Genomic DNA, 14,684 nt, shown 5'->3' on the forward strand with positions numbered 1-14,684 from the left:
CCGTGAGAATTTTGAGATTCATATTTTTCCCTTTTTCCATCATTTACTGGCTCATAACGGCTGTGAGAAATCTATTTTATAATCGAAAGATTATGAAATCAAGCAAATTTTCTATTCCCGTTATCAATGTGGGTAACTTAAGTATGGGTGGTACCGGAAAAACTCCTCACGTTGAATACTTGATAAGATTATTAAAGGAAGATTTTAAAACTGCTACTTTGAGTAGGGGGTTTGGAAGGAAAGAAAGAGGGTTTATTATTGCTGATGCAAAAGCTTCAGCTAATAGAATTGGTGATGAACCCTTCCAGTATTACAAGAAGTTTAAAGATGATATTGTAGTTTCTGTTGAGGCTAATAGAGTGTTAGGAGCCATGGATCTTTTTAGAATTCATCCTGATATCAATGTACTTCTTTTGGATGATGCTTATCAACACCGTAGTATTTATGCGGGAATCAACATCTTATTAACAGATTACAACCATCCATTTTACAAGGATTTTATTTTGCCGGTTGGAAATTTGAGAGAAAGTAGATTAGGTAAGAAAAGGGCTGATATTATCATTGTTACAAAATGTCCTTCATTATCTGATGGTGAGAAAAATAAGATAAAATCAAAGATTAAACCTACAACACATCAGCAACTGTTTTTTTCTCATATCAAATATGGTGATGTATGTAAATTCAACGGAGAAAAGATTAATTTGTCTGGTTCAAAAGTGATACTGGTTACTGGAATTGCCAATGCAGCTCCCTTAAAATCTTACCTTGAATCAAATGCTGAAGTACTACATCATTTTAACTTTCCCGATCATCATACATTTAAGGAGTCCGAGCTTGAAGAGATTCATAATATATTTGATAAATTTGCAGCTGAAAGTCCTTTGATAGTTACAACAGAAAAGGATGCTATGCGCTTATTGGATAAGGCTTTTGAAAAAGTCATTGAAAAGTATCCATGGTGTTATCAGCAAATAGAAATAGAAATTGATAATCATCAGCAATTTGATGAATTGATCTTGAAATATGTTAAAGAAAATAATCCAGACAGTTGAGTATATCCAATCTGAGTGTCCATTTCAGCCTGAAATAGGTATTGTTTTAGGTACAGGACTTGGAAGATTAGGAGAAGAAATAGAGGTGAAGTATACCTTGAATTACTCGGATATTCCAAATTTCCCAGTATCTACAGTTGAATCACATTCAGGTAGATTGTTGTTTGGAGAATTAGGTGGTAAAAAAGTAATAGCCATGCAAGGTCGTTTTCATTATTATGAAGGTTACTCAATGCAAGAAGTTACTTTCCCTATCCGAGTAATGAAAATGATGGGAATTAAAAAGTTGTTCCTTTCAAATGCTTCAGGAGGTGTTAACCCTGATTATACAATCGGTGAAATAATGATCATCAAAGATCACATCAACCTATTTCCTTCAAATCCCTTAATAGGACCAAATTTGGATGAATTAGGAGATCGTTTTCCGGATATGAGTGAGGCCTATAACCAAAAGATGATTGATTTGGCTTTAAGTATTGCCAAAGAAAAAAATATCAAGGTTTCAACTGGAGTTTATGCAGGTTTAACCGGACCAACTTTGGAGACACCGGCTGAATATAAATACATCAGAGTAATAGGTGCGGATGCTGTTGGAATGTCTACAATTCCTGAAGTTATTGTTGCCAGACATATGGGGATTCCATGTTTTGCAATTTCAATTATTACAGATTTAGGAGTAGAAGGGAAAATTAAAAAGGTTACTGTTGAAGATGTAATTGCAGTAGCAAATGAAAAAGAGCCGTTCATGACGGCAATAATGAAAGAACTGATCAGTAAAATTTAGTATGGAACTGAGCAAAGAAATTAGAGATAAATACAAAGCTGTTATCGGTTTAGAAGTGCATGCGCAAATGCTCACTAAATCAAAGGCTTATTCAGATGATATTAACGAGTACGGATCTGCTCCAAATACCAATGTTAGCGTTATTACTTTAGGTCATCCGGGTACTTTGCCTAAGATGAATAAAAAGACCATTGATTACGCTATCAAAATGGGGATTGCATGTGGTTGCGATATTGCAGAAGAGCAACATTTTGCGCGTAAAAATTATTTTTATCCGGATCTACCTAAAGGATATCAAATTACGCAGGATACAACGCCAATTTGTACAGGTGGAAGCGTTCTAATAAAAGATGAATCAGGTAATGAAAAATTGATTGGATTAACCCGTATTCACATGGAAGAGGATGCAGGGAAAAGTATCCATGATATTGATCCGTTCAATACTTTGATTGATTTAAATAGAGCAGGAGTTCCACTTATTGAGATAGTTTCTGAACCTGATATTGAATCATCACAAGAAGCTTATAATTACTTGACTGAAGTAAGAAAATTAGTGAGATACCTAGATATTTGTGATGGAAATATGGAGGAAGGATCTTTGCGTTGTGATGCCAATGTTTCGGTGATGTTGAAAGATGCAACTGAATTTGGAACCAAAGTAGAGGTGAAAAATATGAACTCAATTAGAAATGTACAACGTGCAATTGAGTTTGAAATTTCCCGTCAAATTGCGGCTGTTGAAGCTGGAGAAAAGGTTTATCAAGAAACTAGAAATTTCAATGCTTTGTCTGGTGAAACTACAGCAATGCGTACCAAGGAAGCTGCAATGGATTACAGGTATTTTCCTGAACCGGATTTGCAACCAATTAAGGTTACGCAAGAGCATGTTGATTCGATAGCAGCAGAAATGCCTCCTTTGCCTAATGCTTTGTTCAAGAAGTATACTAAAGAGTTGGGATTATCTGATTATGACGCTCAAATTTTGACTGATTTAAAGGAGATTGCGCTTTATTTTGAAGATATTATTGAGCATACGAATAATTACAAAGCTGCAGCCAATTGGCTGATGGGAGATGTGAAATCATATTTGAATGAAAAGGCTATTTCAATCAAAGAATTCCCAATTTCAGCAGAAAGAATCGCAGATTTAATCAAATTAATAGATTCTGGTAAGGTTTCAAATAACTTGGCGTCTCAAAAGTTGTTCCCTGCCATGTTAACAGAAGAAGGAACAGCAGAAGATATTGCTTCTAAAAATGACTGGATTCAAGATTCAAACGAAGACAGTATCAAAGACATGATTAGAGCAGTTTTTCAAGAAAATCCTTCTGAATATGAAAGATTTAAAGCAGGAGAAAAGAAGCTGATGGGATTCTTGATGGGACAATTAATGAAAAAAAGTCAGGGAAAGGCAGATCCAAAATCGGCCAGTAAATTGATAAATGAATTAGTAGACGAATGAAAATTTTAAAACACAGTTGGTTGTTATTGTTGCCTTTGCTAGTGCAAAGTTGCGGAGGAGAAGAAGGAGCAGATGGAGATGAAGATAGAGAAGGTATCAAGATAGAAGGAAACTTGAACGGTGGAGGAGGTCAAAAAGTAACACTATGGTCTTTTGAAGAAGAAGGACAACTGGCATTGGATTCTACAATTGTTGAAGATGGGAAATTTGAAATTTGGATTCCGTCAAATAAAATGATGCAATATGCTGTGCAAGTTGGTACCATGAATACAGCAACTGCACCGCAATACAACAATATTATCTACTTATTTCCGGATGAAACAACTGAAAAAATTGAGATTTCAGCTACTTTCCCGGGCGTTGGAGATAATTATTCAATTAAAGGTGATATTTATTCTGCCGATTTTCAGACTTACGTAGAGTTTATCCGTCCAATTTATGGAGAGATAATGGGATATCGTCAGCAACAACAGGTTGCTATTGATAAAAACGAAAAAGATTTGTTAGCTAATAAAATGGATTCTTTACAACGTACTTGTAAAATATATGCCATTGAATATATCAACGAAAAGCCTTATTCTCCGGTAGCTTGGACTATGCTTCAAGAAATGTATCCACCTTCAGGATTATCAAATTTTGATTCAACAGATTTAGGATACTTTGAAAAAGTAAGAGATGCCATGGCAGAAAAATATCCTTATTCTGTTTATCCATCTTATATAGATGAAAGTATTCAAGCTACTTTGGCACAATTGGAGAAAATGAAAGGTGGTGGAGATTTAGCACCTGATTTAGCTTTTCAAAATCCTGATGGTAAAACCATTAAGTTGTCAGATTTAAGAGGGAAAATTGTATTGTTAGATTTCTGGGCGTCATGGTGTATGCCGTGTAGAATGGAAAATCCTAATGTGGTTAGAACTTATGAAAAGTATAAAGATCAAGGGTTTACTGTATACTCAGTTTCATTAGATGAAGACAAGCAGAGATGGATAGATGCCATTGCAAAGGACAACCTTTCATGGCCAAATCACGTCTCTGATCTGAAAGGTTGGTACTCTGATGCAGCTAGTATCTATGACGTTCGATCTATCCCTGCAACCTTTTTAATTGATCGTGAAGGAAGAATTGTAGGACAAGATTTAAGAGGAAAAGATTTGGAACAAAGATTGCAGGAACTCCTGTGATAAAATCATATTATGTTAAAACAGATAGCGCTATTACTTTTTATTGGATGTACAATTTCAACTTCTGCTCAGGAAACCATAAATACTGATCCTGTAGGTGGAGTTTATATTACAGGACAATTTGTAGGAGCTGCAAATCAAACAATTTACCTGGGAAATCAGAATATGGGAGGCGTAAGACAGCCTTTTTATTCGGTTAAAGCAGATTCTACTGGTCAATTCAAATTGAGCTATCAGATTCCGTTTGCGGATTATTACTTTTTAAAATTTGAAAATGGGCAGATATTGCACATGATTCTACACGGTAATGACACGCTAAAAATTTATGGTGATGTTAGAAATGTATTGGACATTTCAAATTTCATTTATTCAGAAGAATCTGAAGCCATGAACCAGTTTGTTTCAGAACACGCCAAGTTCAAAAGATTTCAGGATTCATTGTCATATGTAGTAAGGGTTGATCCTCTAAAGGCTGATGAAGTGAATGCTTATTTTCAACCTATTGCAGAAGGATTTTATGCCAAGAGAAACAAGTTCATCAATACTTATAGTAATTCAGGGGCGGTTGTTGTAACGCTTAATGCTATTGATCAGGAAAAAGAATGGACACTCTATACAACGGTTGTTGATTTGTTAGGAAAATCTTATGGATCATCCCCAACGGTTCAAAATATTATCAACCAAACGGAAGCTAGAAAGAAAGAACTTGAAGCCAGAAAATTTTTAGAACCGGGAAATTTAGCTAAAGAAATTGCTTTGCCAAATACTGAGGGTGATACAATGAGATTATCAGACTTAAAAGGAAAGGTAGTTTTAATTGACTTCTGGGCATCATGGTGTCGTCCTTGTAGAGGAGAAAATCCAAATGTTGTTAAGATGTACAAAAAGTACAAAGATGACGGTTTTACAGTTTTTTCAGTAAGTATGGATAACAGTGCTGAAAAATGGAAGGCTGCCATTGAGCAAGACGGTTTAGTTTGGCCAAATCATGTAAGTGACCTTAAAGGTTGGCAGTGCGCTGCAGGTATTGATTATTTAGTAAAGAGTATTCCTTTCACAGTTTTGATTGATAAGGAAGGAAAAATAATCGGGACCAATATTAGGGGAGAAGCCCTACAAACTCATTTAAAAGCTATCTTTGGGCATTAAATGTCAACAAAAAAGATCTTTTTCGCATCAGACTTTCATCTAGGAGCTCCGGACAAGGAAAGTAGCCTTGTACGAGAAAAAAAGATTGTCAAATGGTTAGATACAATTGCTCCTGAAGCCTCAGAAATTTTTCTGCTAGGAGATGTTTTTGACTTTTGGTTCGAGTATAAAAGATCTATCCCTAAAGGGTTTGTACGTCTTCAAGGTAAAATAGCGGAATTAACAGATGCGGGGATAAAAATTCATTGGTTTATAGGGAATCATGATATGTGGATTTTTGATTATATCCCTGAAGAGTTAGGCGTTACCATGCACCGTAAAGAGTATCAAACAACATTTGGTGACAAGAAGTTTTTTATAGGTCATGGAGATGGTCTTGGTCCTGGAGATAGAGGGTACAAATTCATAAAGAAAGTATTTCGAAACAAGTTTTGTCAATGGTGCTTTGCCAGATTACATCCAAACTTTGGAATTGGTTTAGCTAATTTTTCCTCAAGAAAGAGTAGGGCAGCTACCGGTCAAAAAGATGATAAGTTCTATGGAGATAAAGAAATGCTTACCCAGTTCTCTAAATCTGTACTTGAAAATGAACACTTTGATTACTTTGTCTTTGGTCACCGTCATTATCCAATGGAAATTGATTTGAACGAAAAATCAAAGTACATTAATCTGGGAGACTGGATAAATCACTTTACTTATGCCATTTTTGATGGTGAAAAGTTAAGTCTTGAGAAGTTTGATTCTTAGTCTTTTGAAAAAGTTGATTCAATATAAATCCTTGTTTGTATCCATGTCCAAGTTTATGCTTGCTTCTGTGATTGCAACATTGGTTGATATCATCCTTTTTACATTTGTATTAACCCAATTTCTTCCTGTTTTTGAATCAGAATTAATAGCCGGATTTGTTGGAATGTGCATTAACTTTTTCATCCAAAAAAAGTATGTTTTTGAGCTTAAAAGGAATCAAGTAATTGCTTTTGCATTATCCATTAGTTTATCGCTTGTTGCAATATTACTGGGAGGATTGATTGTTAAATTCCTGGTGACCTTTGATTTTTTTGCTACTTATTTAATCCTGGCTAAGTTGATTGTTGTTGGAATTAAATTCTTCTTTAATTTCTTTACTAAAAGATGGGTGTTTGAAAGAAAAGGAATAAAAGGCAAAGGCTTATCCTGATATTTTAAAAAGTACCATTTCTAAATGGTTAGTATTACATTCAAAACTGTAAACAATTTCTTTTTCAATTGGATACATCCATAAATCCCTTTCGTACATTAAATAATATGCATTAGGATCTATTGGTTCTTTTTGATATTTCATTACTCTGCCTGTTTGATGCGCATAGTAATAAGGGATTTGAAAGGGCATGTCAATCGGAATGTAGAACTTGTCGTCGTATAAAGTTTTTCCAAATAATTTGATATTGGGCTCAACCACTTGCTTTTCGCCGGTGTAATAGATTGGTTGATCTCCAATTAGTTCTGTCATTTCATACATTGTGTCAGCATATTTTAATTCGGGATTAAGTTGAGACATTTGTGGTAAAATAATCACATTGTATCCCAATCTGCCCACTAACATTCCTATCACCAAAATCCAATAAAATGAAACATGCGTAAACTGCTTTAAGGATAAATACCAGAGGAAAATCAATATTAATCCAAACAGTATAGCTAAAACAATTACAGAAACAGTAGAAATATCTAAAATAAACGGAATTGCAATCATCCCCAACCCGCTTAACCCAATTCCTGCATTAAAAATGTACTGTGGCCATTTAACCAACTTACTATTGGCATCCATTTCAGCTAATCCTCCTAGAATTATTAGAATTATAAATGGAAAAAACATGTATACATATCTCACCCTAATGTCAGGTGAAAGCCAATACAATACTATGTTTGCAGCAACGAACAAAATAGCAAATCTCAATAGTTTATTATTCCAAACAGATACACGTACATTTTTATTGATGAATAATATTCCAAGTAATGACCAGGGGAACATCTTTTCAAAAATAAAAACAGGGAATTGAACTAAATGGAGCAGTAATTTACCAATTGAACTTTCGTTTCCGGTTCTTTGAGAAGCTTCCTTAAACTGCTGAGATAAAAATGCGGGTAAATCTTCATGCAAAGAGTAGTAATACATATAGCTTCCAACAATAATGACCAAGCTTAAAATTCCAATAAGATGTTGGATGCTGAATAACTTCTTAAATTCCTTGTTAGCAATAAAAAACACCAATAGGGTCAGTGCTTGAAATGCCAATGAAGGTATTCCTTTGGTGAGTAAACCAATTGCACAAAAAATGTAAGAAACAACAAATAACCAATACAGTTGATTTTTTTGATGAAAGTAAAAAATACTGTATGCTTGTAAACAAACAATTAGGGAATAGAATAAGTCGATTTCTCCGGCATTTACTGAACCAAAATAAAGGAGGTCAGCTATAGTAAGAATAGCAAAAGGCAATAGATGTCTGTACTTTTCATTTATTTGATTTACTGTGATCTTCCAAAACAAAAATCCAATTAAAAGTAAAGAAATCACTCCCGGAAATCTTACCGCCCATTCTCCTGTTCCAAAAATCTTAAATGAACCAGCCAAAAGCCAGTTAAATAGTGGAGGTTTGTTGTAATATGTTTCACCATAAATATGCGGAATTAAATAGTCGCCTGATTCCAACATTTCTATGGCTACAATAGCTCTTCTGGGTTCTTCATTTCTTAATTCAATTATACCGTTAAATCCTAGGTAAACTAGCAGTAGCAAGGTGATTAAAGACACCATGAACCATTTGTTTTGAACGGTGAAAAAGCTATTCATGGTCGCTAAAATAAGCGATTAATAAGAACAAGGATGGATTATTTTTCAGATAAAAATACGCGAAGCTCTTTTTGGAATCCTTTAAAATTATCAAGGTTTACTGCATGTCCTGCTTTAGGAACAGTTACGAATTTAGCGCCCATAAACTCAGCCAGTTTTTGACCTTCACTTAAAGGAAAAACTTCATCTGTATCTCCCCAGATAACCATACTTGGAGGAAAGTTTATTTCAGTATTTTCTCTGAATTTGGCTTGTTCCTTAGGTAAACTTGTCAATAAGGATTTAAGTTCTTCATGGTGTTGATCAAAGTAAAACAAGTAAGTGTCCATCTTTACTTTTTTTGGAAGCTTTCTGTCCTTATAAGATCCTAGGTTTAGCAATCTATTTACTTCGTCTCCATTTGTGGGTACAAAAATATCAGTTACTTCAGCAACACCTTGTTGATTACAAAGAGTATCTAATAAATTGACATTATAGGTAACTCCCGGGCTATCAACAATGACAACTTTCTCAAACATGTCGGGTTTCTTATAGATCATACCTAATGAAACAAATCCACCGTACGAAATCCCCATGATTTTACACTTGTCTACTTTTCTTGATTCAAGTAAATCAAAAAGGGCATCCACTTGAGAATCTAATTCTGCTTTAGCTTTGCTACTACTTTTACCAAACCATAAAAGATCAGGAGCTATTACGTGATGGTCATCCATTAAATCATATAATGATTGACTCCAGGTAATCTGAGCATCCGCCCCAAATCCATGAATAATTAAAAATGTGGGACCTTCACCACCCTCGTAAAAATGAATTTTGTGTTGATCGTTTTCAAAAAAGTTTTCTGTTAAACCTTTTCTAGAAAATTTTTTATTCATCCTCTTGTGATTCCATTCGGCTAGATTACAAGAAAATAAAGCTGACAGTGAAAGTAAAAACATGGATTTCAAAAAAAAATTCATCTTTAGCTTAAATAAATAATTCAGTTCACCACAAATGTACAAAATCCAATAAATTCAACTATTACAGACAGGTGGCTTTTAACACTTTATAGGATTTTTATCAATTAGTTTAAACTGTTTTTAAAACTTTTTGAAACCTTTATTTGTATCTCTCGTTAATATGGTTGTAAACGGATCAATTATGACGATTACAGGTTAAGGGTTAGGGGGCAAGTCATTGCCCCCTTTTTTTTGTTGGAATTGTAAATTATTTTTACGTACCTTCAGCGCATTATTATTAATTATTACAATGAATAAAGGAAAAGTAAAGTTCTTTAATGAATCAAAAGGATTTGGATTTATTATCGACAATGACACTAAGAAAGAACATTTTGTTCACATTTCTGGATTAGTTGACTCTATTGAAGAAGGAGACGAAGTTCAATTTGAACTTGTTGATGGGAAAAAAGGACTCAACGCAGTAAACGTGAAAGTGATATAATTATAAGATTGCGAATAATGTTTAATGCCCGGCTTTTGAAGTCGGGCATTTTTATTTCTAATTCACTTTAATAATTTTTTCTTTATGGGTTTTAGATGGGCTTAAAACTCTCAAGAAATAAACACCATTTGCTAGTCCTTGCGTGTAAACAGTAATAAGTCCTTCCCAGGCATTGAAAGTTTTTTCCATCACAATGTCACCATTCATTGCGATAATTCTAATCTCAACATCTTCCCCTTCTTCTAATCCACTTATATTAAAAGAATCTCCAAATGGATTAGGGAAAACAGTTAGTTCATACTGTGAAAAGTTCTCTTCTGAAACCTGTACGTTAATATTGTCGACATAAATCGTATTTCCCTGGTATGATTCGCTTTCAAAAATGAAACTAACAGAAGTGTTCCCATACATTTCTTCTAAAGAGTTTACTATCCTTTTCCAATCTCCATATTCAGGTTTAAAATTGATATCAAATGGAACAGTGGCTAGTTCATCACCTCCGGCTTTATAAAGTAATGTTCTGCTATCTCCACAATTGTTTGTTGCATAAACACGTAAACTGTCCGCATTGGTTCCTCCACCTGCATAAGCAATATCAAAGCTTAACGCATAAATCACATCCTCTGAAAGGTCAGTCTGACTTGTTTGAAATTCACTGAATACAGCAGTAGTATCTGTCAATTGATTATTAAACTTAATAGAATGTGTGCCATAATTATTCATGCTCACTGCATTGTCAATCTCCCAATTGATACCATTTCCGTCATTGCTAACTGTCCAATTGTTTTTTAAAACGCCTTCTTCAAAATCTTCATTAATTGGAGAGTCTACACCATCAGCAATGACAACATATCCTAAGGAAGAAACTGTATCCACACCAACACCATTTTTAACAACCAAGGTTACATCATATGTACCTTCTCCATCATAACATATTAAAGGTTTTTCATCAGTTGAGTATGAAGGGGAACCTCCAGGGAAAAACCATTCCCATGCTGCTCCTTGACCTGCGTTTGTAGATAAATCTTCAAACCTCATACATGAGCCTGAACCAACACTTGCACATAAAGCTGTAAAGAAAGCAGAAGGAGGATTCATGGTACACCCGAAAGTGCCAGGTGATTTTTGTTCGGCAACAGCTCTTTTACCTATGGCTCCATTTGGTCCGTATGCCCTTACAGAATACCATTGCGTTTGAGTTGAACTTGCATAAACTGTGGCATTATTGGTAGTTACGTAGCCGGCAGAATCCATGTATTCATCACCCAATAAAAATACTTCATAACCAATTGCACCAGGCACAGGATCCCAACTAAAATTGAAAGCATTAGGACAGGCCCATTCCACATTTAAGTTTTGAGGTTGACCAATTATTGAAAAATCTGCTGCGCTCATATCTGTTGAAGCTCCATAAGTAATTCTTATTCTAGCATCTCCGGTAATTCCGGCAACCGAAGGATTCCAAGGGTAACTTCTCCAGTCTCCGGGAACTGAACCTGCTATTTGAGTCCAATTTTGACCACCATCTGTTGAATATTCAATTACATAGGATCCGGTATCTGCAATTGCATCCCAACGAATTAATTCTGATTGACCAGGAACAAAAGTTTCTCCACCAATTGGGTAGGTAAGTACTACATCATCAAAAATGTATTCATACAAAACATAAAATTTTTGTGGCCCACTTGGAATGTCTGTACCATTCACACTTACGGTATAATTACCACTTGAAGGATTATCAATAGTAACTTGCTCCATGTTGTTTAAATCGTCTACACCTTGCTGAGCATTTTGATTCAATAAAGTTGCATTTGGAGTAGGATTTAAAACCCATGGAAATACTTCGGTTCCCTCATTAGTAATCACTTTTAAATCTAAATCATTCACCAATGCCGGATTTGCACTAGGTGTACCTGCAACATCTTTCCAATAAAGCATTATTCTCACTTGTTTAACTCCTGATGGAACATCAAGTGAAACTGGTATATTCTCGCCCATTGAAATGTAATCAAAGCTGTATTGATTATTCATCAATAAGTCATGTGCACGCTTGGCATTTATTCTTCCCCAGCCATATTTAAAATCAGGTCCTGGATTTCCAAGATCCTCTGCAGTGTTTAATATGGCGCCTTTCATCAATGCCGCATCTGGATTATCTCCATTATTTTGGTTTCTGTATGCTTCATATAATAAAGCCAAAGTACCTGAAACTCCGGGGCAAGCCATTGAAGTTCCTGATTTTATATCATATGTATTCACATCAATTGTTGAAAATACGCTAGTTCCAACTGCACAAATGTCTGGTTTAATCCTTCCATCTGTTGCTGGTCCCCGGCTACTTCCGTTTGCCAGATCATCTGTATTTGAAAGATTTCCAACCGCAATTACATTTTTACCTTGTTTGTGACCTCCGGTAATATTTCCCCAGCCTGCTCCGGCACCATAACCTCCGTCATCCGTTCCTGAATTACCTGCAGAAAAAACATGAATGAGAGCTTCATAATCTCTGCATTGCTGATCTAATTCGCTTGCCAAACTTGTATATCCATTATTGAGACCATTTCCATAACTTTTGGATGTAATTACAACCCCTTCATCTTCATAAAGGGTTGGAACAAAATCATAATTAGAATTCCCTGATGAATAAACGAGTAATGCTGAACCGGGTGCATTTCCAATAGCGTCTGGATTCAAGTTTCCAGCACCCATAATAATACCAGCAACATGATCTCCGTGATCCCCATTATTAGAAGTTGCAGTGTGATCAATTCTACCTTGATAATCTATGTGAGGTCCAATAATACCATCATCTTGCAGCATAATTGTTACTCCCGCACCACTTAATCCACTTGTGATTTTTAATGGATTTTGTAAAACATTTGACCTGTGATTACTTACATCATCATAACCTTCTGGAAGTTCAGGAGCATCCTTTGGTTCAAAATAAAAGAACTCAGGAATTTCATATAACTCATCTATCTTATTAATTGGTATGATAAGTTTAACAATATTGTTTCCCTTAATTAGTACAGTTTGGGCTTCAATAGTGGTTAATTTGTTTTTGATAACACTAGAATCTACTCCTGGATAAGAAATAGCTGTTAGTTCAATATGATCTGTTCCAACAAGGGACCAATCCGGATATTTTTTGTCTGCTAATTCCGGTGTCAGTTTGAATTGAGGTAATACCTCACTTACCGCATAAACATTGTAATTATTCAAGATATCTGCCGCAACATTTTTATCAATAGCTGCATAAAACGCGTGTTCTGGTAAATAGGCCATTAATTCAATTCCCTTTTCTGCTAATTCATTTTGAATTTTTTGAGTTGGAGTTTCGTTGAATTGAATAATTCTAAAATATCTGTCTCCGCTTAATTCGTTCATATTATAGGTGAGCGAAGAAGATTTATCAAGAATTACGTTCCCGGATTTTAGTTTCAACTGATCATCCTTCTGTGCTGTAACAGTGGACGTAATTAGAACGGCGAATAGTAGAAATAGCGACTTCAATTTGTAGTAAATTTTCATGAGACAAGGTATGTTCAAATATAGTTAATATTGATCGCATTTCATAGCCATAGAATAGACCGTCATAATATTTAACTCAATTGATAAAAAGTGTAAATTCGATCCGTCAACTGAAAGTTCGGGATTATGATTGAACGTAAGTGTACCAAGTGTGGAACGTGGAACAATGATGAAGATTATTGTAAAAAATGTGATGCACCTCTTTCTCCTCTAGCAATTGATAAAGAAAAGGAGAGAATTAAAAAAGAAAAAGAAGCTCAACAGGTTCCAAGTAAACTTGACGTTCTTAGCGAAAAGGCGAAAAACTCAAAATATTGGATAGTTAGGGTGGCTTATCGAATTGTTTATGGAATGGCTTTAGTTGCAGGATTATTCGGCGCCTTTATGGCATGGATGGCAGCACTTTCAAATGCATAAATGAAAACTATTTTACATCCATATTTTATTCTTATTGCCATGGTTTATTTGGCAGTGCAATTAATTTTTTACCTGGGTTATTCAACTCCAAACTTTATCAGTAATTACTTGAGTGATCTTCTGTGTATGCCAATAATTTTGACACTTATAACAGCCTTTACAAGATTAGTGAAGCGAACAAAAGAGTTGGAACTGTCAATTTTATCAATCGCAGTAGTTGTGCTTTATTGGTCCATGTATTTTGAATGGTACCTTCCCACAAAATCAGGTGTTTATACTGCAGATTTATGGGATGTGGTTTGCTACATAACCGGAACAACGATATTCATTGTTTGGCGTAAATCAACTATTAAAAGAGTAACTCAAGAAGCTTGAGCATCTAAAATATTGTCCGTAGGATAAACTTTAAAGTCAATATCCTCAGCATATGTCATAACTCTTTCAATATAATTCTTCATCATTTCGTCCGACTTCTCATAATACCAATAACACTTTACTCTTGTTTTTCCAGTTATGTGCAAATTATTCAAACAATGAAAAATTTTAAAAATCATGCTTGAACTACTCGAGTTAAGATATTTAAAAGATACGGTTATGTCTGTTTTAGTGCTTGGATTCCGGTAGTAGTCAGATATCCAATCAATAATTCTAAAATAAAAATCTGCCGCATCTTCAGGCATTGAAACCCCACCAAAGCTAATGTTCCCATTGGGTTGCATATTGAAATGGGGAGTTTTATCGGAGCCTTTTATTACTAAATTCTCCATGAAACGTGATTTTGAGGTTCAATTCAATTTACAAAATGTATTTAATATAGCCACATTTTTGTAATTTT

14 protein-coding genes are annotated in these 14,684 nt (G+C 34.9%); 10 read left to right on the plus strand and 4 right to left on the minus strand.

The annotated features are described in order from the left end of the window. Positions 1-2: 2 nt before the first annotated feature. The 7 genes from lpxK to K6119_RS01245 are packed head-to-tail and all read left to right on the plus strand — an operon-like array spanning position 3 to position 6,808. Positions 3-1,052: a tetraacyldisaccharide 4'-kinase gene (gene lpxK, locus K6119_RS01215; RefSeq protein WP_221834371.1), complete on the plus strand. Its 1,050-nt coding sequence runs from the start codon at positions 3-5 to the stop codon at positions 1,050-1,052. Next, entirely contained in the window at positions 1,024-1,836 is an 813-nt protein-coding gene (locus K6119_RS01220) for a purine-nucleoside phosphorylase (RefSeq protein ID WP_221834369.1), read from the plus strand. The genes lpxK and K6119_RS01220 overlap by 29 nt, the downstream gene beginning before the upstream one ends. Before the next feature lies 1 nt (position 1,837). After that, positions 1,838-3,298, plus strand: a complete 1,461-nt coding sequence (gatB, locus tag K6119_RS01225) for an Asp-tRNA(Asn)/Glu-tRNA(Gln) amidotransferase subunit GatB (RefSeq protein WP_237828072.1) — start codon at positions 1,838-1,840, stop codon at positions 3,296-3,298. Beyond that, entirely contained in the window at positions 3,295-4,482 is a 1,188-nt protein-coding gene (locus K6119_RS01230; RefSeq protein ID WP_237828073.1) for a TlpA disulfide reductase family protein, read from the plus strand. Before gatB ends, K6119_RS01230 begins: the two co-directional genes overlap by 4 nt. A gap of 12 nt (positions 4,483-4,494) precedes the next feature. Continuing rightward, entirely contained in the window at positions 4,495-5,631 is a 1,137-nt protein-coding gene (locus K6119_RS01235; protein WP_221834367.1) for a TlpA family protein disulfide reductase, read from the plus strand. Then, positions 5,632-6,378: a UDP-2,3-diacylglucosamine diphosphatase gene (locus tag K6119_RS01240; RefSeq protein ID WP_221834365.1), complete on the plus strand. Its 747-nt coding sequence runs from the start codon at positions 5,632-5,634 to the stop codon at positions 6,376-6,378. Between the two features lie 43 nt (positions 6,379-6,421). Next, a complete protein-coding gene (locus K6119_RS01245; protein ID WP_221834362.1) occupies positions 6,422-6,808 on the plus strand; it encodes a GtrA family protein in 387 nt (128 codons plus the stop codon). On the opposite strand, the gene K6119_RS01250 is transcribed toward K6119_RS01245, so the two are convergent. Together K6119_RS01250 and K6119_RS01255 are read right to left on the minus strand one after the other, a co-directional pair. Then, a complete protein-coding gene (locus K6119_RS01250) occupies positions 6,800-8,461 on the minus strand; it encodes an ArnT family glycosyltransferase (RefSeq protein WP_221834360.1) in 1,662 nt (553 codons plus the stop codon). The two genes, K6119_RS01245 and K6119_RS01250, sit on opposite strands and share 9 nt — an antisense overlap. A gap of 38 nt (positions 8,462-8,499) precedes the next feature. After that, complete coding sequence (locus tag K6119_RS01255; RefSeq protein WP_221834358.1) at positions 8,500-9,336, minus strand: alpha/beta fold hydrolase; 837 nt, start codon at positions 9,334-9,336, stop codon at positions 8,500-8,502. Between the two features lie 373 nt (positions 9,337-9,709). On the opposite strand from K6119_RS01255, the gene K6119_RS01260 reads away from it, so the two are divergent. Then, on the plus strand, positions 9,710-9,901 hold the full coding sequence (locus K6119_RS01260) for a cold-shock protein (RefSeq protein ID WP_221834356.1): 192 nt from the start codon (positions 9,710-9,712) through the stop codon (positions 9,899-9,901). Between the two features lie 57 nt (positions 9,902-9,958). Here the strand turns inward: K6119_RS01260 and K6119_RS01265 are convergent, their stop codons facing one another. Next, complete coding sequence (locus tag K6119_RS01265; RefSeq protein WP_221834354.1) at positions 9,959-13,432, minus strand: S8 family serine peptidase; 3,474 nt, start codon at positions 13,430-13,432, stop codon at positions 9,959-9,961. A 126-nt stretch (positions 13,433-13,558) separates the two neighbouring features. Between K6119_RS01265 and K6119_RS01270 the strand changes: the two genes are divergently transcribed. Together K6119_RS01270 and K6119_RS01275 are read left to right on the plus strand one after the other, a co-directional pair. Next, positions 13,559-13,849 carry a hypothetical protein gene (locus K6119_RS01270; protein WP_221834352.1) on the plus strand — a complete coding sequence of 97 codons (291 nt, stop codon included), beginning with the start codon at positions 13,559-13,561 and terminating at the stop codon, positions 13,847-13,849. Further along, the gene (locus K6119_RS01275) at positions 13,850-14,224 is read left to right on the plus strand and encodes a hypothetical protein (protein WP_221834350.1); all 375 of its coding nucleotides are present in this window, start codon (positions 13,850-13,852) and stop codon (positions 14,222-14,224) included. On the opposite strand, the gene K6119_RS01280 is transcribed toward K6119_RS01275, so the two are convergent. After that, complete coding sequence (locus K6119_RS01280; RefSeq protein WP_221834349.1) at positions 14,212-14,616, minus strand: DUF1987 domain-containing protein; 405 nt, start codon at positions 14,614-14,616, stop codon at positions 14,212-14,214. The genes K6119_RS01275 and K6119_RS01280 overlap by 13 nt on opposite strands. Positions 14,617-14,684 lie beyond the last annotated feature (68 nt).

Origin of the sequence: Paracrocinitomix mangrovi (genome assembly GCF_019740355.2) — a bacterium.
Classification (GTDB): Bacteria; Bacteroidota; Bacteroidia; order Flavobacteriales_D; family Crocinitomicaceae; genus Paracrocinitomix; species Paracrocinitomix mangrovi.

What these genes read in the sequence shown, in the direction of transcription:
- K6119_RS01220 (WP_221834369.1), top strand. Translation starts at nt 1,024, where the DNA reads ATGTTAAAGAAAATAATCCAGACAGTTGAGTATATCCAATCTGAGTGT.
- gatB (WP_237828072.1), top strand. Translation starts at nt 1,838, where the DNA reads ATGGAACTGAGCAAAGAAATTAGAGATAAATACAAAGCTGTTATCGGT.
- K6119_RS01230 (WP_237828073.1), top strand. Translation starts at nt 3,295, where the DNA reads ATGAAAATTTTAAAACACAGTTGGTTGTTATTGTTGCCTTTGCTAGTG.
- K6119_RS01235 (WP_221834367.1), top strand. Translation starts at nt 4,495, where the DNA reads ATGTTAAAACAGATAGCGCTATTACTTTTTATTGGATGTACAATTTCA.
- K6119_RS01240 (WP_221834365.1), top strand. Translation starts at nt 5,632, where the DNA reads ATGTCAACAAAAAAGATCTTTTTCGCATCAGACTTTCATCTAGGAGCT.
- K6119_RS01245 (WP_221834362.1), top strand. Translation starts at nt 6,422, where the DNA reads ATGTCCAAGTTTATGCTTGCTTCTGTGATTGCAACATTGGTTGATATC.
- K6119_RS01250 (WP_221834360.1), bottom strand. Translation starts at nt 8,461, where the DNA reads ATGAATAGCTTTTTCACCGTTCAAAACAAATGGTTCATGGTGTCTTTA.
- K6119_RS01255 (WP_221834358.1), bottom strand. Translation starts at nt 9,336, where the DNA reads ATGAATAAAAAATTTTCTAGAAAAGGTTTAACAGAAAACTTTTTTGAA.
- K6119_RS01260 (WP_221834356.1), top strand. Translation starts at nt 9,710, where the DNA reads ATGAATAAAGGAAAAGTAAAGTTCTTTAATGAATCAAAAGGATTTGGA.
- K6119_RS01265 (WP_221834354.1), bottom strand. Translation starts at nt 13,432, where the DNA reads ATGAAAATTTACTACAAATTGAAGTCGCTATTTCTACTATTCGCCGTT.
- K6119_RS01270 (WP_221834352.1), top strand. Translation starts at nt 13,559, where the DNA reads ATGATTGAACGTAAGTGTACCAAGTGTGGAACGTGGAACAATGATGAA.
- K6119_RS01275 (WP_221834350.1), top strand. Translation starts at nt 13,850, where the DNA reads ATGAAAACTATTTTACATCCATATTTTATTCTTATTGCCATGGTTTAT.
- K6119_RS01280 (WP_221834349.1), bottom strand. Translation starts at nt 14,616, where the DNA reads ATGGAGAATTTAGTAATAAAAGGCTCCGATAAAACTCCCCATTTCAAT.